This is a genomic window from Mycobacterium hainanense (assembly GCF_041890355.1).
Classification (GTDB): Bacteria; Actinomycetota; Actinomycetes; order Mycobacteriales; family Mycobacteriaceae; genus Mycobacterium; species Mycobacterium hainanense.
Genome location: NZ_CP169059.1, coordinates 5369140 through 5392112, shown reverse-complemented (window position 1 = coordinate 5392112; position 22973 = coordinate 5369140). Strand labels below are relative to the sequence as shown.

Annotated in this window: 20 protein-coding genes; 7 read left to right on the top strand and 13 right to left on the bottom strand. The window is 67.8% G+C overall.

The genetic code is table 11. The annotated features are described in order from the left end of the window. Window positions 1-102 precede the first annotated feature (102 nt). Window positions 103-2682 (top strand): nitrite reductase large subunit NirB, encoded by a 2580-nt coding sequence (nirB, locus tag ACEL92_RS25425; protein WP_374023326.1) that lies wholly within the window; start codon window positions 103-105, stop codon window positions 2680-2682. Next, complete coding sequence (gene nirD, locus ACEL92_RS25420; protein ID WP_374023325.1) at window positions 2679-3035, top strand: nitrite reductase small subunit NirD; 357 nt, start codon at window positions 2679-2681, stop codon at window positions 3033-3035. Before nirB ends, nirD begins: the two co-directional genes overlap by 4 nt. On the opposite strand, the gene ACEL92_RS25415 is transcribed toward nirD, so the two are convergent. The 8 genes from ACEL92_RS25415 to ACEL92_RS25380 all read right to left on the bottom strand — a co-directional run bounded on the left by ACEL92_RS25415 (window position 3032) and on the right by ACEL92_RS25380 (window position 10709). After that, the gene (locus tag ACEL92_RS25415) at window positions 3032-3484 is read right to left on the bottom strand and encodes a hypothetical protein (RefSeq protein ID WP_374023324.1); all 453 of its coding nucleotides are present in this window, start codon (window positions 3482-3484) and stop codon (window positions 3032-3034) included. The genes nirD and ACEL92_RS25415 overlap by 4 nt on opposite strands. Window positions 3485-3567: 83 nt before the next feature. Then, window positions 3568-4341: a sirohydrochlorin chelatase gene (locus ACEL92_RS25410; RefSeq protein WP_374023323.1), complete on the bottom strand. Its 774-nt coding sequence runs from the start codon at window positions 4339-4341 to the stop codon at window positions 3568-3570. Continuing rightward, the gene (locus tag ACEL92_RS25405; RefSeq protein ID WP_374023322.1) at window positions 4332-5483 is read right to left on the bottom strand and encodes a uroporphyrinogen-III synthase; all 1152 of its coding nucleotides are present in this window, start codon (window positions 5481-5483) and stop codon (window positions 4332-4334) included. The genes ACEL92_RS25410 and ACEL92_RS25405 overlap by 10 nt, the downstream gene beginning before the upstream one ends. 77 nt (window positions 5484-5560) lie before the next feature. Then, entirely contained in the window at window positions 5561-6955 is a 1395-nt protein-coding gene (locus tag ACEL92_RS25400) for an MFS transporter (RefSeq protein ID WP_374023321.1), read from the bottom strand. Window positions 6956-7349: 394 nt separating this feature from the next. Beyond that, window positions 7350-8267, bottom strand: a complete 918-nt coding sequence (locus ACEL92_RS25395) for a 5-oxoprolinase/urea amidolyase family protein (protein ID WP_374023320.1) — start codon at window positions 8265-8267, stop codon at window positions 7350-7352. Between the two features lie 15 nt (window positions 8268-8282). Continuing rightward, a complete protein-coding gene (locus ACEL92_RS25390; RefSeq protein ID WP_374023319.1) occupies window positions 8283-8957 on the bottom strand; it encodes an allophanate hydrolase subunit 1 in 675 nt (224 codons plus the stop codon). 112 nt (window positions 8958-9069) lie between these two features. Then, window positions 9070-10068, bottom strand: a complete 999-nt coding sequence (locus ACEL92_RS25385; RefSeq protein ID WP_374023318.1) for an ABC transporter substrate-binding protein — start codon at window positions 10066-10068, stop codon at window positions 9070-9072. Window positions 10069-10124: 56 nt separating this feature from the next. Next, window positions 10125-10709 carry a TetR family transcriptional regulator gene (locus ACEL92_RS25380; RefSeq protein ID WP_374023317.1) on the bottom strand — a complete coding sequence of 195 codons (585 nt, stop codon included), beginning with the start codon at window positions 10707-10709 and terminating at the stop codon, window positions 10125-10127. 129 nt (window positions 10710-10838) lie between these two features. Here ACEL92_RS25380 and ACEL92_RS25375 point away from each other — a divergent pair, with 129 nt between their 5' ends. Further along, window positions 10839-12245 carry an MFS transporter gene (locus tag ACEL92_RS25375; protein WP_374023316.1) on the top strand — a complete coding sequence of 469 codons (1407 nt, stop codon included), beginning with the start codon at window positions 10839-10841 and terminating at the stop codon, window positions 12243-12245. A 6-nt stretch (window positions 12246-12251) separates the two neighbouring features. Here the strand turns inward: ACEL92_RS25375 and ACEL92_RS25370 are convergent, their stop codons facing one another. Further along, complete coding sequence (locus tag ACEL92_RS25370; protein WP_374023315.1) at window positions 12252-13508, bottom strand: DNA polymerase domain-containing protein; 1257 nt, start codon at window positions 13506-13508, stop codon at window positions 12252-12254. Window positions 13509-13566: 58 nt separating this feature from the next. On the opposite strand from ACEL92_RS25370, the gene fadD2 reads away from it, so the two are divergent. Then, window positions 13567-15246 (top strand): long-chain-fatty-acid--CoA ligase FadD2, encoded by a 1680-nt coding sequence (gene fadD2, locus ACEL92_RS25365; protein WP_374023314.1) that lies wholly within the window; start codon window positions 13567-13569, stop codon window positions 15244-15246. Window positions 15247-15256: 10 nt separating this feature from the next. On the opposite strand, the gene ACEL92_RS25360 is transcribed toward fadD2, so the two are convergent. Further along, window positions 15257-15619 (bottom strand): ATPase, encoded by a 363-nt coding sequence (locus ACEL92_RS25360; protein ID WP_374023313.1) that lies wholly within the window; start codon window positions 15617-15619, stop codon window positions 15257-15259. Window positions 15620-16099: 480 nt separating this feature from the next. On the opposite strand from ACEL92_RS25360, the gene ACEL92_RS25355 reads away from it, so the two are divergent. Beyond that, complete coding sequence (locus ACEL92_RS25355; RefSeq protein ID WP_374023312.1) at window positions 16100-16414, top strand: hypothetical protein; 315 nt, start codon at window positions 16100-16102, stop codon at window positions 16412-16414. A gap of 146 nt (window positions 16415-16560) precedes the next feature. Here ACEL92_RS25355 and ACEL92_RS25350 read toward each other — a convergent pair whose 3' ends face one another. The 3 genes from ACEL92_RS25350 to ACEL92_RS25340 all read right to left on the bottom strand — a co-directional run bounded on the left by ACEL92_RS25350 (window position 16561) and on the right by ACEL92_RS25340 (window position 21680). Continuing rightward, window positions 16561-18771: an acyl-CoA dehydrogenase gene (locus ACEL92_RS25350; RefSeq protein WP_374023311.1), complete on the bottom strand. Its 2211-nt coding sequence runs from the start codon at window positions 18769-18771 to the stop codon at window positions 16561-16563. 214 nt (window positions 18772-18985) lie between these two features. Then, entirely contained in the window at window positions 18986-20095 is a 1110-nt protein-coding gene (locus tag ACEL92_RS25345) for an acyltransferase family protein (RefSeq protein ID WP_374023310.1), read from the bottom strand. A 451-nt stretch (window positions 20096-20546) separates the two neighbouring features. Continuing rightward, a complete protein-coding gene (locus tag ACEL92_RS25340) occupies window positions 20547-21680 on the bottom strand; it encodes an alpha/beta hydrolase (RefSeq protein ID WP_374023309.1) in 1134 nt (377 codons plus the stop codon). A gap of 112 nt (window positions 21681-21792) precedes the next feature. Here ACEL92_RS25340 and ACEL92_RS25335 point away from each other — a divergent pair, with 112 nt between their 5' ends. Next, window positions 21793-22374, top strand: a complete 582-nt coding sequence (locus tag ACEL92_RS25335; protein ID WP_374023308.1) for a VOC family protein — start codon at window positions 21793-21795, stop codon at window positions 22372-22374. Then, window positions 22374-22922, top strand: a complete 549-nt coding sequence (locus tag ACEL92_RS25330) for a hypothetical protein (RefSeq protein ID WP_374023307.1) — start codon at window positions 22374-22376, stop codon at window positions 22920-22922. Before ACEL92_RS25335 ends, ACEL92_RS25330 begins: the two co-directional genes overlap by 1 nt. Window positions 22923-22973: the final 51 nt, after the last annotated feature.

Here is a 22973-nt window from a genome sequence, read left to right as displayed (position 1 = left end):
GAACGAATATTCACAAGGCTCCCTGTGAGTTGTGAGATCCTCGTCATAGGACCGTCACATTGGGCGAATCCGCGGTAATTTCTGGCCGCTAACCTCAAAGCCATGGCTGCAGACGGGATTTCGCGCGCGCACTGTGCGGGCCGTCACATCGTCGTAGTCGGGCACGGCATGGTGGGGCATCGGCTGGTCGAGGCGCTTCGCGCGCGCGACACCGAGGGATTGTGGCGCATCACGGTTTTCGCGGAGGAGGCGGATGCGGCTTACGACCGCGTCGGGCTGACCTCGTACACCGAGAGCTGGGACCGCAATCTGCTGGCGCTGCCGGGCAACGACTACGCGGGTGACGAACAGGTTCGATTGGTACTGAACGCGCGCGTTACCGAGATCGACCGGCAGGCAAAGGCGGTGGTGACGGCCGACGGGCAGCGGCACGGCTACGACACGCTGGTGTTGGCCACCGGGTCGTATGCGTTCGTCCCGCCGGTGCCGGGCCACGACCTGCCGGCGTGCCACGTGTACCGCACGCTGGACGACCTCGACGCCATCCGGGCCGACGCCCAGCGGACGGTGGAGGCCGGTCGCGCCCCCGCGGGCGTGGTCATCGGCGGCGGCCTGCTCGGCCTGGAAGCCGCTAATGCGCTGCGCCAGTTCGGGTTGCAGACGCACGTCGTCGAGATGATGCCGCGGTTGATGGCCCAGCAGATCGACGAGGGCGGCGGCGCGTTGCTGGCCAAGATGATCGGTGAGCTGGGCATCGCGGTGCACGTGGGCACCGGGACCGAGTCGATCGAAGCGATCGATCACTCCGACGGCGTCTCGTCGGTGCGGGTGCGCCTGACCGACGGCGCGGTCATCGACGCCGGACTGGTCATCTTCGCGGCCGGCATCCGCCCGCGCGACGAGCTGGCCAGGGCGGCGAGCCTCGAGCTCGCCGAACGCGGCGGGGTGCTCACCGACTTGGCCTGCCGCACAAGCGATCCGGACATCTACGCGGTCGGCGAAGTCGCCGCGATCGAGGGTCGGTGCTACGGCCTGGTGGGCCCCGGCTACACCTCCGCCGAAGTGGTGGCCGACCGCCTGCTGGACGGTGCCGCGGAGTTCGGCGAGGCCGACCTGTCTACCAAACTCAAGCTGCTCGGGGTCGACGTCGCCAGCTTCGGCGACGCGATGGGGGTCACCGAGAACTGCCTCGAGGTCACCATCAACGACGCGGTCAAGCGGACCTACGCCAAGCTGGTGTTGTCCGACGACGCGAAGACCCTGCTCGGCGGCGTCCTCGTCGGCGACGCCTCGTCGTACGGGGTGCTGCGGCCGATGGTCGGCAGCGAGCTGCCGGGGGATCCGCTCGCGCTGATCGCGCCGGTTTCCGGCGAGGCACCGGCGCTGGGAGTCGGCGCACTGCCGGATTCGGCGCAGATCTGTTCGTGCAACAACGTCACCAAGGGCGACCTGAAGTGCGCGATCGCCGACGGCTGCGCCGACGTGCCGTCGCTGAAATCGTGCACGGCGGCGGGCACGTCGTGTGGCTCGTGTGTGCCGCTGCTCAAGCAGCTGCTGGAAGCCGAGGGCGTGGAACAGTCCAAGGCGCTGTGCGAGCACTTCAGCCAGTCGCGGGCGGAACTCTTCGAGATCATCTCGGCCACCGAGATCCGCACCTTCTCCGGCCTGTTGGAGCGCTTCGGCCGCGGAAAGGGTTGCGACATCTGCAAACCCGTGGTCGCGTCCATCCTGGCGTCCACCGGCTCGGATCACATCCTCGAGGGCGAGCAGGCCTCGCTGCAGGACTCCAACGACCACTTCCTGGCCAACATCCAGAAGAACGGCAGTTACTCGGTGGTGCCGCGGGTCCCCGGCGGTGACATCAAGCCCGAGCACCTGATCCTGATCGGCCAGATCGCCCAGGACTTCGGGCTCTACACCAAGATCACCGGCGGCCAGCGGATCGACATGTTCGGCGCCCGGGTGGACCAGCTGCCGGAGATCTGGCGCCGACTGGTCGACGGTGGCATGGAGTCCGGCCACGCCTACGGCAAGGCGCTGCGCACGGTGAAGAGCTGCGTCGGCACCGACTGGTGCCGCTACGGCCAACAGGATTCGGTGCAGTTGGCCATCGACCTGGAGCTGCGGTACCGGGGCCTGCGTGCCCCGCACAAGATCAAGATGGGCGTCTCGGGTTGCGCTCGGGAGTGCGCCGAGGCGCGCTCCAAGGACGTCGGCGTTATCGCCACCGAAAAGGGCTGGAATCTCTACGTCGGGGGCAACGGCGGCATGACGCCCAAGCACGCCCAGCTGCTGGCCAGCGACTTGGACACCGAGACGCTGGTCCGCTACGTCGACCGGTTCGTCATGTACTACATCCGCACCGCCGACCGGTTGCAACGAACGGCGCCGTGGGTCGATTCGCTCGAGGGCGGACTCGACCACGTGCGCGAGGTCGTCTGCGAGGACTCGCTGGGGCTGGCTGCCGAGTTCGAGGCCGCCATGGAGCGGCACGTACAGAACTACAAGTGTGAATGGAAGGGCGTGCTGGACGACCCGGACAAGCTGTCGCGATTCGTCTCGTTCGTCAACGCCCCGGACGCCGTGGACTCGACGGTGGAATTCACCGAGCACGCCGGACGCAAAATCCCTGTCTCCATTGGGATGCCGAAGATCCGTACGGGAGCTGGAGAACAATCATGACACTTCTCAACGACATTGCGGTGTGGACGACGGCCTGCGAGTACGACCGCCTGATCCCCGGTCGTGGGGTTGGCGTGCTGCTCGACGACGGCTCCCAGGCGGCGCTGTTCCGGCTGGATGACGGCAAGGTGTACGCCGTGGGCAACGTCGACCCGTTCTCCGGCGCGGCGGTGCTCTCGCGGGGAATCGTGGGGGACCGCGGGGGACGGCTGGCGGTGCAGTCGCCGATCCTCAAGCAGGCCTTCTCGCTGGAAGACGGTACCTGCCTGGATGATCCGAACTTCTCGGTGCCGGTGTACCCGGCACGCGTCACCGCCGACGGCTTCGTTCAAGTCGGTCGGGTCGCCGCCTAGCGCGTGATGTCGCCGACGAGGTAGCGCTGCATCGTCGGGCCGATGGCGTCGACGATCGCGTCGACCGACATCGAATGCAGCGGCTCGGAGCGGATGCCGTAGCGCATGATGCCCAGGCCCACCAACTGCGAGGCGCACAGCGATGCCCGCGTGGCGGCCTTGTCGGCCCCAAGCAGTTTCAGCAGGGGTCCGAAGACCGGGCCGACGAACATGCTCTGCACGGTCTCGGCGGTCTTGGCCATCCCGGTGGACGCTATCGCACTGGCGGCGAAGGGGCCGCCACCCGCGGCGTCCCACGTGGTGATCAGCATGCGCAACGTCTGACGGCCCACCTGGTTGACCCCGCCGGTGACGATCCGGTCGATGAATTCCGGTGTGCCGAACGGCAACCGCAGCATTCTGGCGACCGGGTCAAGGAGCCCACTCGGCGGCTCTTCGCGACGGGGCATGGTGCCAGGATCGCCGGTATCGGGCTAAAGATCAAGCGTCGCCGGGTCGTCGGCGCGCCCCCGGCCGTCGCCGCCAGGCCTTCTCAGGCCGCGGAATTCGGTCGCGTGACGTGAACCAAGCGCTGCGCGCTGGATCGGCGCGACGCGTGCCGAGCGGTGCGGGCGAGGGCCGGTGGCATGGCCCGGCGGAATCGATGCGCGATCAGGCGTGCCAGGCCGGGATGGGTGCCCAGCGGCCGGCTGACCAGGTCGGCGCCGCAGCCGTGCAGCCGTTCCTGGAACAGGCCGTCGGCCAGCAGGTAGGAGGCGACCACGACGCGCGCGTCGCTGCGGCCGGCCCGGCGCCGCGCCTCGTCCACCGCGTCCCGTAGCTGCGGATCTCCCATGGCCGCGAACGCCAGGCTCACGCGTGAGCCGGTCAGCGCCGACACCAGCGTCGCGGTGGTGTGCAGGTCCGCGCGGGCCCGGGAGTCCGATGTGCCCGCTGCCGCGAGGATCACCGAATCGCCAGGGCGCCAACCACATTTGACCAATTGGTCGCCGACGATACGGGCGACCTCGCCGCTGGGACCCAGCGCCGGTGCGACGACCGTGTTGGGGTGCCCGCTCAGCTCGACGTGGGCCGGCAGGTCGGTGCGGACGTGGTAGCCGCGCGACAGGAACGCCGGCAGGACGATGGCGGGCCTGCCCGTGGCCCGCGCCCGCGACAGCACCTCGCTGGGGGTAGGCCCTAACACGTCGACGAAGGCGACCTCTACCGGCCAGCCGATCAGCGAACTTGCCTGCGCGGCAAGGTCTTCGACCATTGCTACGCCCTCGGGCCTGCGGGTGCCGTGCGCCACCAGGATCAGTGCCATGCGGAGTTAACCCGTTGCTCGGTCGCGAGCCGGTAGCCACGCTTGACCACCGTCGCGATGATGTTCTTGTCGCCCAAGGCGGTTCGCAGCCGCAGCACCGCCGTGTCGACGGCGTGCGGGTCGTTGCTGTTGCCCGGCAACGCGCGTAACAGGTCGGCCCGCGGGACGACGTCGCCGGGGCGCTTCGCCAGCGCGCGCAATATCCCCATGCCGGACGGCGAGAGTACCTTGATGGCCCCGTCCACCAGCACGCAGGTGCCACGGATGTCCACCGTGTGGCCGGCCGCCTGCACGGTGCACGAACCCAGCAGCGGCAGTTCCTCGGCGACATGACGGGCCAAGGCGCCCAACCGCATTCGCTCCGGTGATGACGTCGGCACGCCCTTGCGGATCAACGGCTTGGAGGTCACCGGGCCGACGCACATCGCGTGCACGTCGCTGCGCAGCGCTCCCAGGAGTCGGTCCTCGACGTCGAGCTCACGGCTGCGCTCGAGCACCGCCGCGGCCGCGGGTGCCGACGTGAAGGTGACCGCGTCGAACTGCCGGCCAGCGACCCCCAGCACGAGCTGATCGAACGTGCCGCCCAACGGTGTTGGCTTCCACCGGTACACCCGGACCGGCACCACGTCGGCTCCCGCCAGGCGCAGGCCGCCCAGAAACTCCGGGAACGGATCCCACGCATCGGCGGCGCCGTGCAGTTGGACCGCAACCCGCGCCCCGGCCACCCCGGACTTTTGCAGGTATTCCAGCACCTCCTGCGAGGATTCGGAATCCGGCGACCATTCCTCGTGCAGGCCGGCGGCGCGCAGCGCGCCGGTCGCCTTCGGACCGCGCGAGACGATCCGGGCGGACGATAGGGCGTCCAGCAGCGGGCCGACCAGCCCCCACCCCTCGGCCGCGGCCAGCCAGCCGCGAAATCCGATGCCGGTGTGCGCGACCAAAATGTCGGGCGGCTGGGCGATCAACGCCTCGGTGTTACGGTGCAATTCGTCGTCGTCGGGCAGCGCGATCATGTTGATCGCGGGCGCACTGCACACCTCGGCGCCCTGGCGGCTGAGCAGTGCGCAGAGCTCCTCGGAGCGCCGACTCGAGGTCACCGCGATGCGGTAACCCGTCAGCGGCGGGGAGTCCGGCTGGGCCATATTTCCTGTGTATGCCTGTCAGATTTCCGTTGCGTTACCTGGCAATTGCTTGCGCATTGCCCACAATGAGGCCACGCTCACACGCGGGCCAGGGCGTTTGTAGTCTCACTGGCCGCGTCGACGGGCAGCGTCGGCCGGCGCGCGTACACCAGCCAGGTGACGAGCGCGGCCACGACGTAGGAACCGAGGAACGCCCAATAGGCGGACGTCTCTGTCCCCGTGGCCAGGTAGGACTGGCGCAGCGCGAGGTTGATGCCCACGCCGCCGAGCGCGCCGACCGCCGAGCAGACGCCGATCAACGATCCCGCCCTGGCGCGCGCCCAGTGCCGGCGCTCCGACTCGCCCATCGCGAGCGCCCGGCTGCGCGCCTCGTAAACGGAAGGGATCAACTTGAACACCGAGCCGTTGCCCATCCCGGACAGGACGAACAGCACGATGAACCCGACGACGTAACCGACCATGCTGGACGAGCGGCCTCCGCCGTCGTGATCGTCGAACGTGCTGACGACAACGAGCAATCCGGCGGCCAGCGTCATGCCGGCGAGCACGCCGAGCGTGACCCGGGTACCGCCCTTGCGGTCGGCCAGCCGGCCGCCGTAGATCCGGGCCAGCGAGCCCAGCAGCGGCCCGACGAAGGCCACCTGCGCGGCGTGCAGCGCCGCGTGTTTGGCGCCTTCCCCGTTAGCCAGGAAGTTGACCTGCATCACCTGGCCGAAGGCGAATGCGAACCCGATCCAGGAACCGAAGGTGCAGATGTAAAGCAGCGAGATCACGTAGGTGTCGCGCTCGAAAAGGATCGAGCGCATCGTGTTGAGCTCGGTGCCGTGGCCGACGTTGTCCATGAGCAGCGCGGCCGCGACGCCGACCACCGCCAGCATCACCAGGTACACCGCGCATACCCAGTACGGTGCCTCGTGTCCCGCCGTGGCGAGCACCAAGAGCCCGACGAGCTGGATCACCGCCACCCCGAGGTTGCCGACGCCGGCATTGACGGCCAGCGCCGATCCCTTGAGCCGCTGGGGGTAGAAGGCGTTGACGTTGGCCAGCGAGGCTGCGTAGTTGCCACCGCCCAGCCCGGTCAGCGCGGCGCACACCACGAACGGCCACAGCGGCAGGCCGGGATTGGCCAACAACACGATCGTGCCTGCCGTCGGAATCAGCAGCACGAACGCGGAGAAGGCGGTCCAGTTGCGACCGCCGAAGGCGGCGATGCCCAGCGTGTAGGGGATCCGGACCAGCCCGCCGACCAGGGTTGCGACGGCTCCGAGCAGCAGCTTGTCACCGGCGGAGAAGCCGTAGACGTGCTCGGGCATGAACAGCGCCATGACGGGCCACAGCGTCCAGATCGAGAAGGCGACGTGGTCGCCGGCGACGGTGCACAACAGGTTGCGGCGGGCGATCTTGGAGTTGCCGGCCTCCCAGGCCGCCGTGTCTTCCGGATTCCAGTCCGCGATGCGGTGATTGCGGGCCATCCGATCGTCACCTTTCGTCAACGATGAATTCCACTGTGCGCGTTGGGTTGGCGGGCCCGCGCTCATGGTGGCGCGCGACCTGGCGTGCATAACACTCCCTCTCGTCAGGTCCAGTCACCGGCGGATCCGGCTTTACCCGCGCCAGGTGCCGCGTCGCTCACTGGCGCAGCGGGGAGAAATATGGGCGCCGAGAATGAAGAGGCATGCCCCGCCGTGAATTTCGATGCTCACACTCGGGGCGGGAAGGGGTCAACTCAAACGACCCGGAATCGCCTGTTAGTTGTTTACCAGTTCTCTGGTAAGTACCTGTAGGAGGTCAAGCCGCGAAATTGCCGCCGATTTCGGGTGATTCGCTCCCGATCCACGGCTTGATGTGAGCTGGAATACATTTCGATCAGGAAAAGGGCCAGCCGGTGAGGGCGGATCGCGGCTGGGCGCCCACCGGCACCCTTGGGCGTGACCAGTGCAGACGCACCGACTGCCCGGGTCGCACTTGGGCGATCTTGTCGATGTCCTCGTCGATCACCACGCCGACCACCGGGTAACCTCCGGTAACCGGGTGGTCGGGACCCAGGATCACCGGTAAACCGTTGGGCGGCACCTGAATTGCGCCGCGTACGGTGCCTTCGCTGGGCAGCTGCCGATCCGGATAGCAGTACTGCAGGGGGCGGCCGACCAGCCGCATGCCCACGCGGTCGCTGCGGTCGGATGCCACCCAATCGTTGTGCACGAGGACATCGGGGTCGACGAACCAATCGTCGCGCGGGCCGGGCACCACGGCCAGTTCAATCACATCTGCGCGGATCGCGGCCACCGGAGCCTGGTCGAGTTCGGGGTAGTCGGGGGTGTGCTCCCCGACGGGAAGCCGATCCCCCGCCCGCAGGGGCGCCGGGCCGATGGCCGACATCACGTCGTAGCTGCGCGATCCCAGCACCGGCTGCACGGCGATGCCGCCCCGCACCGCGAGGTAGCTCCGCAATCCGGCGCGCGGCGTGCCGAGCGCGATCACCTGCCCGTCGCGAACGTGCTGAATGCTGTTGGTGCCGAACTTGATTCCGTCAACGGTCGGGTCGGTGTCGGCACCCGTCACCGCGAGGTCGACGGCGCCGCCACGCACCCGGGCCGCGAAACCGCCGAACGTCACCTCGACGGTGGCGCGGTCACCGGGGTTGGCCACCAGCCGGTTAGCCAGTTGATGGGCGCGCCGGTCGGCGGCCCCTGACCGGCTCACCCCCAGGTGGGCCAGCCCTGGCCGGCCCAGGTCCTGGACGACGGCGAGCGGTCCGGTGCGAAGGATCTCCAAAGTTGGCACGGCGATGTCCTTACCTCAGACGGCCCGGAACTGAACCCACGTGCCCTGCGTCAGCAGGGCCGGCTCGGGCCGTTCGAGGTCCCACAGGACCGCGTCGGTGCGGCCGATGAGTTGCCAGCCGCCCGGCGACCGGCGCGGGTAGACCGCGCTGAACTCGCCGGCCAAACCCACCGAGCCTGCGGGCACCGACGTGCGGGGCTCCGAGCGGCGCGGCACCCGCAGGCGCGCGTCGCCGTCGACCAGATACGCGAAACCCGGTGCGAATCCGCTGAATCCGACGCGCCACAGGCCGCCGGTGTGGGCCTCGATCACCTGCGCGACGGTCAGCCCGGTGTGCTCGGCGACCTCGGCGAGGTCGGGGCCGTCGTAGACGACGTCGATGACCACGTCGGCGCGGCGATCCGGCTCGGTGGCCTCCTCGGCGTTGACCCGCATCTTGCGCAGTCGCTGACGAACCACGCCCTGGAACCGGGGGCCGTCAAGCTTGACCAGAACCGTCCGGGCGGCCGGGACGACGTCGACCACGCCGGGCAACGCCGCGGCGCGCAGCTGCGCCGTCCACGCCAATACCTCGGCGGTGCTGCCGCATTGCAGCATCAGCGCGCTGTCGCCGAAGTCCAGCACCGTGTTGCCGACCAGTTCGGTCGGCAGCTCCTTGGACACGTTGTCCGTCAGGTCCGTCACGCTCATTACTCGACGGTAACCCCGCCGGCTCGGGCCGGGCGAGGGGCGAGCGAGGGATTTTCGAACACTGCCAGAGCTGCCTTAGCAAACGCTCAAACGCCGCGGGCGCGGCCGGGAGCTAACCGAGGATCTTGCCGAGTAGCGGCGGCAGCTGGTCGGCGACCAGCGGGTAGCTCAGCGGCGAGGCGAAGGCGATCGCGCCGGCCTGATCCTTGGTGGTGAAGATGTGCCGGCTCTGCGCGGTGGCCTGTGACGCCGCGACGTCGGGGTCGGCGAGCAACGCCTTCTGGTCGTCGGGGCTCTCGGTGGTCCAGATGATCACGTCGGCGGAGTCGAGCACCGCCTTGACGTGGTCGCGCGGGATGACGGCGCGGTGGTCCGTGCCGAAAGGCAGGATACTGTCTGCGATTACGAGCCCCATCTGGTTCAGGAAGTCCGTGCGCCAACCGGCCATGGTCGCGACCACGGTGCCCTGCCAGAACGTGCCCTGCATCAGCAGCGCCTTCTTGCCCGTCCAGGCCGGGTGTTCCTTGCCGACGGCGGTGAACCTCTGGTCGACGGCGTCGATCAGCGACTTCATCTGGTCGGCCTGGAACACCGCCTGGCCGATCGCGGCGGCCTGCTCCTTCCACGGCTCGAAGAAGGCGTCGCCGTCCGACTGCGGCACGGTCGGGGCGATGGCGGACAGCTTCTGATAGGTGTCGGCGTCCACCCCGGCGTTGGTGGCCACGATCAGGTCCGGTTTGAGGCCGGCGATCTGGTCGACCGGAATCCCGTTGTCGAGGTTCAGCACCAACGGCTGCGCCCCACCGAGCTTGGGCTGGGCCCACGGCCACACCGCGAACGGCTGATCACCGAACCAGTTGGTGACGGCGACGGGCACCACGCCGACGGCGAGCAGGTCGTCTTGCTCGGTGTAGCCGGCGCTGACCACCCGCTTGGGCGGTTCCTTGATGACGGTCTGGCCGAAGAGGTGGTTGATGGTCACCGATTTGCCGCCGGAGTTGTCCGACGACGGCTTGCGTGACGAGCAGGCGGCGGGAGCCCCGGCGACCGCCGCGGCCGTCGCAACCCCTGCGAGCTGCAAGAATCCCCGGCGATTCCAACCCTGTCGCATCGCGTGAGATTAGCGCGTTCGGTGCCGGCAACGCCCGTCGCCGCGCGGTTGCCCGCTCAGGTCAGCGGCATGCCCGCGTCCAGGAAGTCCAGCGCCCGATAGATGGTGTCGGCCGTTTTCGGCGCGCTGTCGTAGGCCGTCATCATGGCGCCGACCATCGCGCCGACGAACACCCGGACCTCGAAATCCGCTGCGGGACGGCCGATCCGGCGGCCGATCGCCTCCGCCATGACGTTCACGGTGCGGTGGTACTCGTCGTAGAGGGCGGCTTTGAGCTCCGGAATCGAGAAGATCAGCCGCTGCCGGGTGTTCTCGAACTCGAGCTGCTCGGCGGACAGGCCGGCCATCGTGGTGGCGTAGGCCCGCCGGATGGCCTGGCTCGGCGACAGCTCGGGCGGCTGGGCTTCGAACGCGGCCAGGATCAGCGGATCGAGGTCGTCGGCCAGCAGCAGCGACTCCTTGGATCCGAAGTACCGGAAGAACGTGCTGGGCGACACCTCGGCGGCCTCGGCGATCTGCTCGACGGTGGTGGCGGCGTAGCCGTTCGCGTCGAACAGGCGGAACGCCTCGCGCCGCAGGGCATGACGGGTCTTGATCTTCTTGCGTTCCCGCAGCCCCAGGGGCTGGTCAGTCGCCGGCATGCGGCAATTCTCCCGCACCCGGCGCACAAAAAGATCTGACAGGCGGGGAACGGCCGTTGCGACATCCACGTAGCTCCGCCGTAACTGCACTCAAGCAGACCGGTAACAGACCTTCCATAACGTCGGGGCGTGACTACGACTTCTGCCGAGCCGACGGTTCCGGGCCTTGCGCCCACGCGTCCCGGCCACCGGGGCGGGCACTGGATCGACGACTGGCGACCCGAGGACCCCGAGTTCTGGGAAACGACGGGCAAGCCGATCGCCCGGCGCAACCTGATCTTCTCGATCTTCGCCGAGCACGTCGGGTTCAGCGTGTGGATGTTGTGGAGCATCGTGGTGGTCCAGATGACCGCGGGGCCCCACGGACACCCGTCCGCGTCCGGCTGGGCGCTGACCGCGAGCCAGGCGCTGTGCCTGGTCGCCGTGCCCAGTGGGGTCGGCGCGCTGCTGCGCCTGCCCTACACCTTCGCGGTCCCCATCTTCGGCGGCCGCAACTGGACCACCATCTCGGCGGCCCTGCTGCTGATCCCGTGCACGCTGCTGGCCTGGGCGGTCGGGCATCCCGGGCTCTCGTTCGGTGTCCTTGTCGCGATCGCGGCGACCGCGGGCTTCGGCGGCGGCAACTTCGCCTCGTCGATGGCCAACATCTCCTTCTTCTACCCGGAGAAGGACAAGGGCTGGGCGCTGGGCCTGAACGCGGCCGGCGGCAACATCGGCGTCGCGGTGGTGCAGAAGATCATCCCGCCCATCGTCGTCGCCGGCGGCGGGGTGGCGCTGTCCCGCGCCGGCCTGTTCTACGTGCCGCTGGCCGTGGTGGCCGCCGTGTGCGCGTTCTTCTTCATGAACAACTTGTCGGAGGCGAAGGCGGACGTGAAGCCGGTGTGGCAGTCGCTGCGGCACCCCGACACCTGGGTCCTCTCGCTGCTCTACATCGGCACGTTCGGATCGTTCATCGGCTACTCGGCGGCCTTCCCGACCCTGCTCAAGACGGTGTTCGGCCGCGGCGATATCGCGTTGGCCTGGGCGTTCCTCGGTGCGGGCATCGGCTCGGTCATCCGGCCCCTGGGCGGCAAGCTGGCCGACCGGGTCGGCGGGGCGCGCATCACCGCGGCCAGCTTCGTCATGCTCGCGGTGGGCGCCTCGGCGGCGCTGTGGTCGGTGAACGCTAAGAACCTGCCGCTGTTCTTCGCCAGCTTCATGTTCTTGTTCGTCGCGACCGGCATCGGCAACGGCTCGACGTACCGGATGATCTCGCGGATCTTCGTGATCAAGGGCCAGCTCGCCGGCGGCGACCCGGACACCATGGTGCACATGCGCCGCCAGGCTGCGGGCGCGCTGGGCGTCATCTCGGCGGTGGGCGCCTTCGGCGGGTTCGTGGTGCCGCTGGCCTACGCCTGGTCGAGGTCGCAGTTCGGCAGCATCGAGCCGGCCCTGCGGTTCTACGTGGGGTTCTTCCTGGCCCTGCTGGTGATCACCTGGTACTGCTACCTGCGCAAGGGCAACGCATCCAACGCGCTGGCGCGGGTCGGCGTGTAGACCGGTTCAACTCGACGGCTGCTGCCTGCCGCCGTACCCCTGCCAGGGGCTGTAGTCGGCGATCAGCTCCTCCTGCGGCGGTCGCTGATCCGCGGGCACGTGCTGCAGGTTGATCCGGACGCGGTACCAGATCGAACTCGGCCCGCGCATGCCGTCGACGAGGACGTCGGCCGGCTGCAGTAGGCGCGACGCGGCGGGGTGCCGGCCGCGCCAGGTGTCCAGCGCGGCTAGCGCCTCGTCCTTGGTCTTGGTGCGCGCGATCTCGATGAGCGGCTTGGAGGAGACCCGCCCCCCTTCCGTGCGCGTGCCCGAGCCTTTGGGCGCCCGCTTGGGCGGCCCCATCTCCTCGGCCAGCATCAGCAGCCGACTCAGATCCCCGACCGCGTCGTCCATTCCCTCCCACGGATCGCCCAGTTCCGCGAGTCGGCGCGGCACGGTCTCGATGGTGAAGGCCTCGGGCTTGCAGCCGGCGACTTCCTCCCACAGCAGCGGCGTCGACACCCGCGCGTCCGGCGTCGCGCGCACCGAGTACGCGGACGCGACCGTGCGGTCCTTGGCGTTCTGGTTGAAGTCGACGAACACCCCCTCGCGCTCCTCCTTCCACCAGCGGCTGGTCGCCGCGTCGGGCGCCCGCCGCTCGACCTCGCGGGCCACGGTCTGCGCGGCCAGCCGCACCTGCCGGAATTCCCAGCGCGGGGCGATCCGGGCGTAGATGTGAAAACCGCGCGACCCCGACGTCTTGGGCCAGGCGACCAGGCCGTAATCCTCCAGCACCTCGCGCGCCACCAGCGCGACCTCGACGATCCGCCGCCAGGGCACCCCGGGCATCGGATCCAGGTCGACCCGCAACTCGTCGGGGTGGTCGAGGTCGTCGGCCCGCACCGGGTGCGGATTGAGGTCGACGCAGCCCAGGTTGATCGCCCACACCAGCCCGGCGGCGTCGTGGATCACGGCCTCGGCGGCCGACGTGCCGCGCGCATAGTGCAGCTCGGCGACGTCGACGTACTCGGGCCGATTCTTCGGGGCCCGCTTCTGGAACACCGCCTCTTGCGCGATGCCCTTCACGAAACGCTTGAGGATCATCGGCCGGTCGGCCACCCCGCGCAGCGCCCCGTCGGCCACCGACAGGTAGTAGCGGACCAGGTCCAACTTGGTGAACGGCCCCTTGCCTGCGTGGACCTCGAAGACCACCTTGTCGGGATGGGTGATGGCGACCCGGCGGCCGGCCACTTCGAGTGACGCCGGACCGCTCATGTTCATCATCGTAAGTGGATGGGTACTTACCCCTCGGAATGCGACGGACGTCACATAGGGTGGATCCATGCCTAATCTGATCGGCCTGCCCGGGCAGGCGGTTGCCAAGGTCCAGCAATACCTGGAACGCGGCTCAGCCGAATTGCACTATGTGCGCAAGATCTTCGAAGCGGGCGCTTTCCGGCTGGAGCCGCCGCAGAACTACGCCGCGATGGCCAACGACATCTACAAGTGGGGCGAGTTCGGCATGCTCCCGTCGCTGAATGCCCGCCGCCATCCCGACCGCGCCGCGTGCATCGACGAGGACGGTGAGTTCTCCTTCAAGCAGCTCGACGAGGCAGCCCACGCCGTGGCCAACGGACTGATCGAGATGGGCGTCAAGGGCGGTGACGGCGTCGCGATCCTCGCCCGCAATACCCGCTGGTTCCTCATCGCCTACTTCGGCGCCGCCCGGGTCGGTGCCCGCATCATCCTGCTCAACAGCGAGTTCTCCGGCCCGCAGATCAAAGAGGTGTCTGAGCGCGAGGGCGCCAAGCTGATCATCTACGACGACGAGTACACCAAGGCCGTCAGCAAGGCGGAGCCGGAACTGGGCTTCCTGCGCGCGCTGGGCACCAACCCCGACGCGGACGAGCCGTCGGGCAGCAAGGACGAAACGCTGGCCGACCTGATCAAGCGCAGCAGCACAGAACCCGCCCCCAAGGCGAGCAAGCACTCGTCGATCATCATCCTGACCAGCGGCACCACCGGCACGCCGAAGGGGGCCAACCGCAGCACCCCGCCGACGCTGGCGCCCGTCGGCGGCATCCTGTCGCACGTGCCGTTCAAGGCCAACGAGGTGACGTCGCTGCCCGCCCCGATGTTCCACGCGCTGGGTTTTCTGCACGGCACCATCGCGATGTTCCTGGGCTCGACGCTGGTGCTGCGCCGGAAGTTCAAGCCGCCGCTGGTGCTCGAGGACATCGAGAAGTACAAGGTCACCGCGATGGTCGTGGTGCCGGTCATGCTGTCGCGCATCCTCGACGCGGTCGAGAAGATGGACAAGAAGCCGGACCTGTCCAGCCTGAAGATCGTCTTCATCTCCGGATCGCAGCTGGGCGCCGAGCTCGCCAGCCGCGCACTGAAGGACCTCGGCCCGGTCATCTACAACATGTACGGGTCGACCGAGATCGCGTTCGCGACGATCGCGGGTCCGAAGGACCTGGAGAAGAACGCGGCGACGGTCGGCCCGGTGGTCAAGGGCGTGAAGGTCAAGATCCTGGACGACAACGGCAAGGAGCGTCCACAGGGTGAGGTCGGCCGGATCTTCGTCGGCAACGCGTTCCCGTTCGAGGGCTATACGGGTGGCGGCCACAAGCAGATCATCGACGGCCTGATGTCGTCGGGCGACGTCGGTTACTTCGACGAGGACGGTCTGCTGTACGTCAGCGGCCGCGACGACGAGATGATCGTCTCCGGCGGCGAGAACGTGTTCCCCGCCGAGGTCGAGGACCTGATCAGCGGCCACCCGGAGGTGGTCGAGGCGACCGCGATCGGCGTCGAGGACAAGGAGTGGGGCCACCGGCTGCGCGCCTTCGTCGTCAAGAAGGACGGCTCCGACGTCGACGAGGACACCATCAAGGGATACGTGCGCGATCACCTGGCCCGTTACAAGGTGCCGCGTGAGGTGGTCTTCCTCGAGGAGCTGCCGCGCAACCCGACGGGCAAGGTCCTCAAGCGCGAGCTGCGTGAGATGGAGGTCGACTAGCCCCTCGGGGTCAGCGCCGCTCCTTGATGGCCCGGGTGATCTGCGCCGCGAGCTTCGGGTCAACCAGAAGCTGTTCGATGAGCGCGGTGAGAACCTCCTGCCCCGTCACCCTGGCGACGCCCAGGCGGTCGGCCGCTTCGCGCTGCCAGATGTCGAGCGCGCGGTGGGTGGCCGCCGGTAGGTCGACGGTCCGGCGCGTCCGCTGAACCCGTCCCGCCTGGTTGCCCGCCGGCTGGCCGACCATGCGCTGCGGGCTCTGCCCGCCGAGCCCGGTGAGGCGCTCGGTCGGCGCGGCGTCTCCCGCCGGGCTGGCCGACGGCCCCGGACGAAACGTTCCGGCGCCGGGTCCGATGTGGCTGGGGTTGAAGTTCACTGTGGCTGCCGTCCTCCGAATGAGTGGCCAATCAGTAAATCAGCGCTCGAGTGTGTCAATACTGATTCTTCCACCGACGACCGCGGAAGTCGCGCCGCCGGGCCGTTGGCGGTGCGGGGCGCCGCCGACTCGGGAGTTCCAGCAAATTTATGAAAGTTGCTGATTGAGGCGCCATTCGCGGCCTGACAGTGCGACCCCGGGCGCACTATGGCGGCGTAAACCGCGCGGAATTCATGTTCTCCGCCGATACGGAATTGCGCGAACAAGCATATCAGTATATCGCATCTGACATGGCACTATCGCATCTCAGTGGATCAGTAATCCCACGAATCCTGACGTAAGTCAATTACCGAATACCGCGGCTTGTGAAAGAATTGTTACATAATTCACAGACCGAATTGCGTGTGCCGATGTTGTTTGCCGGGAAACATCTGGCTAACGTTTTGCTTGTCGGCATCAGACCTGGAAGGAGCTCTCGCGATGACGATCTCCACACGATCGCTGCGCAGCGGGGCCGTGGGCGCGGTCGGTGCATCGGCGGTGGCGGTAGCGCTGCTGCTGGGCGCCAGCCCCGTGGCCCAGGCCGCCCCGGCACCAGGTTTCGACACCAGCTTCACCACCGCCGGCCCCCACGGTGGGCCCGGCGGGCCCGGCATCATCCCTGGCCGTCCAGGCGGGGGTCATGGCGGCCATGGATGGGGTGGCTACGGATGGGGCGGGGGAGGCCACCCCGGATGGGGTTCGGGCAACCGCGGATTCTGGGCCCCCGGTCACTGGTGGAACTGGTGGTGGTGAACCACCCTCCCCGTGGTTACCGGTCAACCTGACGTGCCGATCCACTCCTAGGTTGACCGGCCCACGGGTTGGGGGGAAAACCATGCCGGCCTGACCACCCCTCAGGTCGGCATGGTCCCCTCCCCGTGGCGAAAGCCCAAATGCAGTTAGGGATCGCGAGGAAGGCCCAGTAGCCGCTCTGCGATGATGTTCAGCTGCACCTCGGAGGTGCCGCCGTAGATGGTGGTGGCGCGGCTCGCCAGCAGGTACTCGCCCCATTTGCCGGGCCGTTCGCCCGGTTCGCCGATGGCGGCGTCCGTGCCGAACGAGGACACCGCGAACTCCGCATACCCTTGGCCGGTGCGCATCGACAACAGCTTGGAGATGGCCGCCGACGGCATGGCATCCCCACCGGCCAGCGTCAGCAGCGTCGAGCGCAGATTCAGCACCTTGGCGGCGTGGCCCTCGGCGATCAACTGACCGGCGCGGTGTTGGGCGACCGGGTCGAACTGTCCGTCGCGAACGAACTCGACGAACTGGCCCAGGGTGGCCAGGAAGTTGGCCTCGCTGCTACCGATCGAAACCCGTTCCGCCGTAAGGGTGTTGCGGCTGACCTCCCAGCCACGGTTCACCTCACCGAGCACGCACTCGTCGGGCACGAACACGTCGTCGATGTAGACGGTGTTGAACATCGCGTTCCCGGTGAGCTCGCGCAGCGGCTTCACCTCGACGCCCGGGCTCTTCATGTCCAGCAGGAAGTAGGTGATGCCGTTGTGCTTGGGGGCGCTGGGGTCCGTTCTCGCCAGCAGCGCTCCCCATTGGGAGAGCTGCGCCGCCGTGGTCCAGATCTTCTGGCCGGTGATACGCCAGCCGCCGTCCGTCCGGGTCGCTTTGGTGCTCAACCCGGCTAGGTCCGAGCCGGCGCCCGGCTCGGAGAACAGCTGGCACCAGATCATCTCGCCGCGGAAGGTCGGCGGCAGGAACCGCTGCTTTTGCTCCTCGGTCCCGAAGGCGACGATCGACGGGATGATCCAGGTCGCGATGCCCATCTGCGGTCGCTTGACCCGGCCGGTGGTGAATTCCTGGGCGATGATGATCTGCTCGACCGGACCTGCGGCGCGGCCCCACGGTTTCGGCAGATACGGCAGCGCCCAGCCGCCCTCGGCGATGGCGACCTTGCGCTGCTCGCGCTCGATCGCCTTGAGCGCGGCGACTTCGGCCCGGATCTCCTCGCGCAGTTTCTCGGTTTCGGGGTCGAGGTCGATGTCGACCGCCCGCAGGCCGGTGCTGGTGGCGGTGTGCACCACCTTCTGCGGGTACTCCGAGCCCCGGCCGAAGGAGGCGGCGAGGATCAGTGCCCGGCGGTAATACACGCCTACGTCGTGCTCCCAGGTGAAGCCGATGCCGCCGTGTACCTGGATGCAATCCTGCGCGCACCGTTGCGCGGCGGCCGGCGCCAGCGTCGCCGCAACGGCTGCCGCGAACTCGACGTGCGAACCGGTGATGTCCCAACCGTTTTCGCGTGCTTCGTCAATGGCGCGGGCTGCGTCCCACACCGCCGCGGTGGCCCGCTCGGTGTCTGCGATCATCTCCGCGCACTTGTGCTTGATGGCCTGGAACTGGCCGATCGGCCTGCCGAACTGCTCGCGGATCTTGGCGTATTGCGACGCCGTGTCGGTCGCCCAGCGCGCCACCCCGATCGCCTCGGCGGAGAGCAGCGTCGTCATCAGCGCGTGCGCCGTGGCCATGCTCAGGTTGCACAACGCGGCGTCCGCGTCGACCTCGACGGCGTTGGCCCGCACGTGGGCGACGGGGCGCAGCGGGTCAATGCTTTTCACGGGCTCGATCTCGAGCTCCTCGGCGCGCACCACCACCCATTCCTCGCCGCTGTCGATCGCGACCGGCAGGACCAGCACGGAGGCCTGCGCCGCCGCGGGAACCGCGCGGACCTCGCCGCGCAGCACCAGCGTGTCACCCTGGCGCGTGGCGGTCAGCCCGCAGCAGTCCAACGCGTAGGCGGCGATGGCGGCGCCCGACGCCAATTCGGAGAGCACCTTCGCGTTCGGGTCGTCGGCGGCGATCAGGGCACTGGCGATCGCGGACGGTACAAAGGGCCCGGGCACCGCGCCGTAGCCGAACTCGGCCAGCACGACGGCCAATTCGAGGATGCCGAAACCCTGCCCGCCCACCGACTCCGCGAGGTGCAGACCCTGCAGGCCTTGTTCGGCGGCCGCCCGCCAGTACGGCGGTGGATTGTCGATCGGCGTTTCCATCGCCGCGTGCAACGCCTCGGATGGCGCGATGCGGGTGACCAATGACCGCACCGAATCGGCCAGGTCTTGGTGCTCCGCGGTTATCGCGAGATGTCCTGCTCGCACAGAATGCGTTCTACCTGCAGCTTTAGCGTCCATCAGCCAAAATCCCGTCGCATTGAAGGGTCCGAGTCACGATATTCGCTCCTGAGCAGCCCGATCCGACCGCCACACCGTTCGTGTCTACACCTTCGGCGGTTACGCAATCGAGAAATCAAGCCCCGGAGGGGACACTTTCAGTAGGCCGGTGCGGCTATCCGCATGGGACGACCCAAGTTCGCTAGGCGCTATCGGGGACCCGTGCTGAGCCGATCAGCGAAGAAGCCTCACGGTCGCCGCCAGTTTCGCGAAGGACCGGGGCAGACCACCTTCGCTTGAGACGAGATTTCAGAGAAATCGCGCGCTTTTCCACCAGGAACCAGCTCAGCGCGGCCAACGGCAGGGTGGCTGTCGTCGCGAGGAGAAAAAACACGGACGGATTCAGACTGACCAGCCCGCAAATGACCAACAACTGCTGAGTCGGCCATCCATAGATATAGACGCCGTAGGACAGATCCGTCCGTAACCTCAAGCGCTTGTTGTGGATCAGGGCGCCTGAAACGATCACGGCATACGCCAGCGGAAGCGCGGCGACCACTCGATAATCGGGCAGCACGCTACTCGCCAGCACAACGACCACGCTCACCGCGACGAGCGACCACCGGGCGGGAATCAGGTCTTGGAAGTGATATAGCAACGCTCCGGCGCAAAACATAATGGCGCAGCGCACAATCGTCTGACGAATGCTCTCCGGCGGGAAATGAAAGAACGTCGCCGCAACGACTGCCAGCAGAAGCGCCACGGGAGAAACCCACCGGCGACGCGCGAGTCCCACCACACCCAGACCGGCAACGGCGAGGTAGCACATCAGCTCATACGCGAGGGACCAAAGAGAGGCGTCCCACCAGCCCGCCATAGGGACTCCCCGCGGTGTTCCGGCGACACTGGGTTGGAGATAGACCACTGCGCTGTTTTTCAGGACGTACTTGATCGGCCCGGCGGACAGCAGCAGTTTCGCGACCGAGCCGCCCTGAATCCACACACCGATCGGGGCGATGACGAACGCGGTCACCACCAGGCAGACATAGAGCCCGGGGAGGATGCGAACAGCGCGGGCAACGAGATAGTCCCGCAGTCGCGGGTGGCTGAGCCAGCTCGCCGTGATGAGGAACCCGGAGATGGCAAAGAATCCGTCAACTCCTACCTCGGAAAGAAGCTGCCGAACCGCCACGGGCGACACGACGCGGCCCGTGACCTCGAAGGAGTGCCAGAGGATCACCGAGATCGCCAGCGCTAGCCGGAAGGCGTTCAGTGCGTTATTTCGCGGATCGAATACCTGCCCGAGTTTCATTCTCGTGTTGCTGTCCCGGGTGAATTCGGCACCGCCAGCAGTCGGGTCGCTGGGCCGAACCATGACGCCTGCGCGGCTTGCACGCAATCTTCGACGCGCGGTGACGTGGTCATCAACCGATGTCGATGAGGCCGAACGGGAGCTCATCGACGTCGATCATCCAGCGCGGCTGAATATCCCGGTGCATCGCTGGTCATGTTTCGGCTGCCAATCTGTAGGTAAACAGCTACCGCGGCGGAGCCCCGGGGGCGGGTCCATACCAAGGGTTGAGCTAATCGGCAGCTTACATACTTTCTGACGCGTTGCAAACGAAACGCAAAACTTATAGTTCCGCCGGGCACCATCCCGCCACGTGCCCTTTTAGGCGGCGGCGCTGCAGTCGATCGATGATTCGCAGGCGCCGAGATCTTCGCCGCCGGGAGCCAATAGGGCCGGGACCTTCACCGGGCTCTCAGCGAAACCGCTTGGTGATCCACCCGCTGATCAGGTCGGCTTGCTCGCCGCGGGCGCCGGGCGTGGTGAAGTAGTGGTCGGTGTCCACCGACGCCTGCGTCTTGTCCTCGCTGGCGAGCGCGGCGTAAATCCGCTGGGCGTCGGACGGAAAGACACCGGTGTCCGCCTCGGCGTTGATCACCAGCGCGGGGCAGGTGATCCGGGCCAGGTGCGGCTCGGCGCGCGTCTGTGCCACCCGCAGGCTCCACATCCCCAGCCAGCTGCGCAGCGTGCAGGCCGCCGCGATGCCGTGCGCGGACCGGTTCGCCTTCGCCGGGTGCCCCGCATAACACATGTTCGGCTGACGCCTCGTCGGTTCGATACTCGGGTCCACCATGCGGGGATCCGCCCACGTGCGCATGACGCTGAACGGGCGGTCGGAAAACCCCGCCGCGCGAACGCGTTTGAGTTCCCTCTCGGCCCAGTCGGTGATGGCGTGGTTACGCGCGGCCTGCGCGCGCCGGTAGCGGTCCAGGAACTCCGGCGCATACGGCGGTCCGTTGCGGTCGTTGAACAGGTCCAGGTCGGCGTCGGTGGCCACGGGATCGTTCTCGTCGACGACGGCGGCGTCCATCCAGGCCGTCAACACGTCGGGTCGGCCGGGGTGGGCGGCGGCGGCCACGTACCCGTCCGCGGCCGGCAACTCGGTCAGGCCCGCCGCGGGCCGCATCCCGTCCAGCGGGGTTACGTTCGGCTCCACCGCTTGCGACTGATACGCTGCCATCAGCGAGCCGCCACCCGAGTTGCCAAGCAACACAACGGTTTCCACTCCCTGCACCTCGCGCAACCAGCGCACCCCGACGCCGATGTCGACCAGCGCATGGTCCAGCAGGAAACTGCTCTCGAAGCCACGGAACCGGGTGTTCCAGCCGAGGAAGCCCACGCCGCGGGTGGCCATGTAGTCGGCGAGGTAGTGCTCGGAGAAGTCGATCTGATAATGCGTGGCGATCATCGCCACCTTCGGCTTGCGGCCCACCCCGCGGTGGTAGAGCCCCTGGCAAGGATGTCCGCCCGCCCCCGCGCGCCCGGCGGTACTCGACGGTAGCCCGACGAATTCGCGGACAACGCCTTTGGCAGCGATGTGAGGAGTCATTTCAGCGGCCCTGTCGGCAATCGACATCTCGAAAGAAAACTCCCGCTGATGTTAGATTCAACAAGCACATCTTGGCCAGGACTTCCAGCCCGGGCCCGAGGGGAGCCGCGCGATGATCAAACCGCGAAACACCAACACGGAATTCGAACTCGGGGGAATCAACCACGTCGCGCTGGTCTGCGCGGACATGGCCCGCACCGTGGATTTCTACACCAACGTCCTCGGCATGCCGTTGATCAAGTCGCTCGACCTGCCCGGCGGCGCCGGCCAGCACTTTTTCTTCGACGCCGGCAACGGTGACTGCATCGCATTCTTCTGGTTCGCCGACGCCCCGGACCGGGTGCCCGGGATCTCGTCGCCGGGCGCCATCCCCGGCATCGGCGACATCACCAGCGCGGTGAGCACCATGAACCACCTGGCATTCCACGTGCCCGCCGAGAAGTTCGACGCCTACCGCCAGCGACTCAAGGACAAGGGTGTGCGGGTCGGGCCGGTGCTCAACCATGACGAGAGCCCGATGCAGGTGTCCGCGACAGTGCACCCCGGGGTATACGTCCGGTCCTTCTACTTCCAGGACCCCGATGGCATCACCCTCGAATTCGCCTGCTGGGTCAAGGAATTCGATCCCAGCGATGCGCAGGCCGTGCCCCGCACCGCGGCGGACCGCCGACCTCCGGTGGCCGCCGGTCGCTGATGACCGACGGCATCCTGACCGACGCGCAGATCGCGGCCCTGAGTCCGGAGCAGCGTCGGCAGCTCATCTCCCGACTGGAACAGCCCCTGAGCGACGTCATCGACCCGCTCTTTTTGGCCCGCGTGCGACGCATCCGCCTGAGCCTGACGGGCGGTGGCTCGGCGGTGATGATTCCGTGGCTGGGATATCTGTCCACGACGCTGCCGGAGAACTACGTCGCGCACAACTGGCCCCTTACCTGGGTGGGCTTCGACGTGTTGTTGATGGCGTTCATGGTGGCGACGGCCGTTCTGGGCTATCTGCGTCGTCAGGTACTGGTTCCGGCCGCGTTCACCACCGGGGTCCTCCTGTTGTGTGACGCATGGTTCGACCTGATGACCGCTGGCCCCAACGATCTCTGGCTGTCGTTGACCACCGCGCTGCTGATCGAGCTGCCGCTGGCGGCGTTCATGATCGTCAGCGCGCTGCGGCTGATGCGCCTGACCATGGAGCGCTTTTGGTTGCTGGATCCGGGAATGCGGCTATGGGATCTGCCGCTATTGCCGTGAGGCGGTGGGGGTTTGGCTTGCCGGACCGGCGGCCGAGTCCAACCGAGGGGA

Bases quoted from the DNA above. Each gene is read 5' to 3' on its own strand.
- nirB (WP_374023326.1), top strand. From the start codon at position 103: ATGGCTGCAGACGGGATTTCGCGCGCGCACTGTGCGGGCCGTCACATC.
- nirD (WP_374023325.1), top strand. From the start codon at position 2,679: ATGACACTTCTCAACGACATTGCGGTGTGGACGACGGCCTGCGAGTAC.
- ACEL92_RS25415 (WP_374023324.1), bottom strand. From the start codon at position 3,484: ATGCCCCGTCGCGAAGAGCCGCCGAGTGGGCTCCTTGACCCGGTCGCC.
- ACEL92_RS25410 (WP_374023323.1), bottom strand. From the start codon at position 4,341: ATGGCACTGATCCTGGTGGCGCACGGCACCCGCAGGCCCGAGGGCGTA.
- ACEL92_RS25405 (WP_374023322.1), bottom strand. From the start codon at position 5,483: ATGGCCCAGCCGGACTCCCCGCCGCTGACGGGTTACCGCATCGCGGTG.
- ACEL92_RS25400 (WP_374023321.1), bottom strand. From the start codon at position 6,955: ATGGCCCGCAATCACCGCATCGCGGACTGGAATCCGGAAGACACGGCG.
- ACEL92_RS25390 (WP_374023319.1), bottom strand. From the start codon at position 8,957: ATGAGCGTGACGGACCTGACGGACAACGTGTCCAAGGAGCTGCCGACC.
- ACEL92_RS25385 (WP_374023318.1), bottom strand. From the start codon at position 10,068: ATGCGACAGGGTTGGAATCGCCGGGGATTCTTGCAGCTCGCAGGGGTT.
- ACEL92_RS25380 (WP_374023317.1), bottom strand. From the start codon at position 10,709: ATGCCGGCGACTGACCAGCCCCTGGGGCTGCGGGAACGCAAGAAGATC.
- ACEL92_RS25370 (WP_374023315.1), bottom strand. From the start codon at position 13,508: ATGATGAACATGAGCGGTCCGGCGTCACTCGAAGTGGCCGGCCGCCGG.
- fadD2 (WP_374023314.1), top strand. From the start codon at position 13,567: ATGCCTAATCTGATCGGCCTGCCCGGGCAGGCGGTTGCCAAGGTCCAG.
- ACEL92_RS25355 (WP_374023312.1), top strand. From the start codon at position 16,100: ATGACGATCTCCACACGATCGCTGCGCAGCGGGGCCGTGGGCGCGGTC.
- ACEL92_RS25345 (WP_374023310.1), bottom strand. From the start codon at position 20,095: ATGAAACTCGGGCAGGTATTCGATCCGCGAAATAACGCACTGAACGCC.
- ACEL92_RS25340 (WP_374023309.1), bottom strand. From the start codon at position 21,680: ATGACTCCTCACATCGCTGCCAAAGGCGTTGTCCGCGAATTCGTCGGG.
- ACEL92_RS25335 (WP_374023308.1), top strand. From the start codon at position 21,793: ATGATCAAACCGCGAAACACCAACACGGAATTCGAACTCGGGGGAATC.
- ACEL92_RS25330 (WP_374023307.1), top strand. From the start codon at position 22,374: ATGACCGACGGCATCCTGACCGACGCGCAGATCGCGGCCCTGAGTCCG.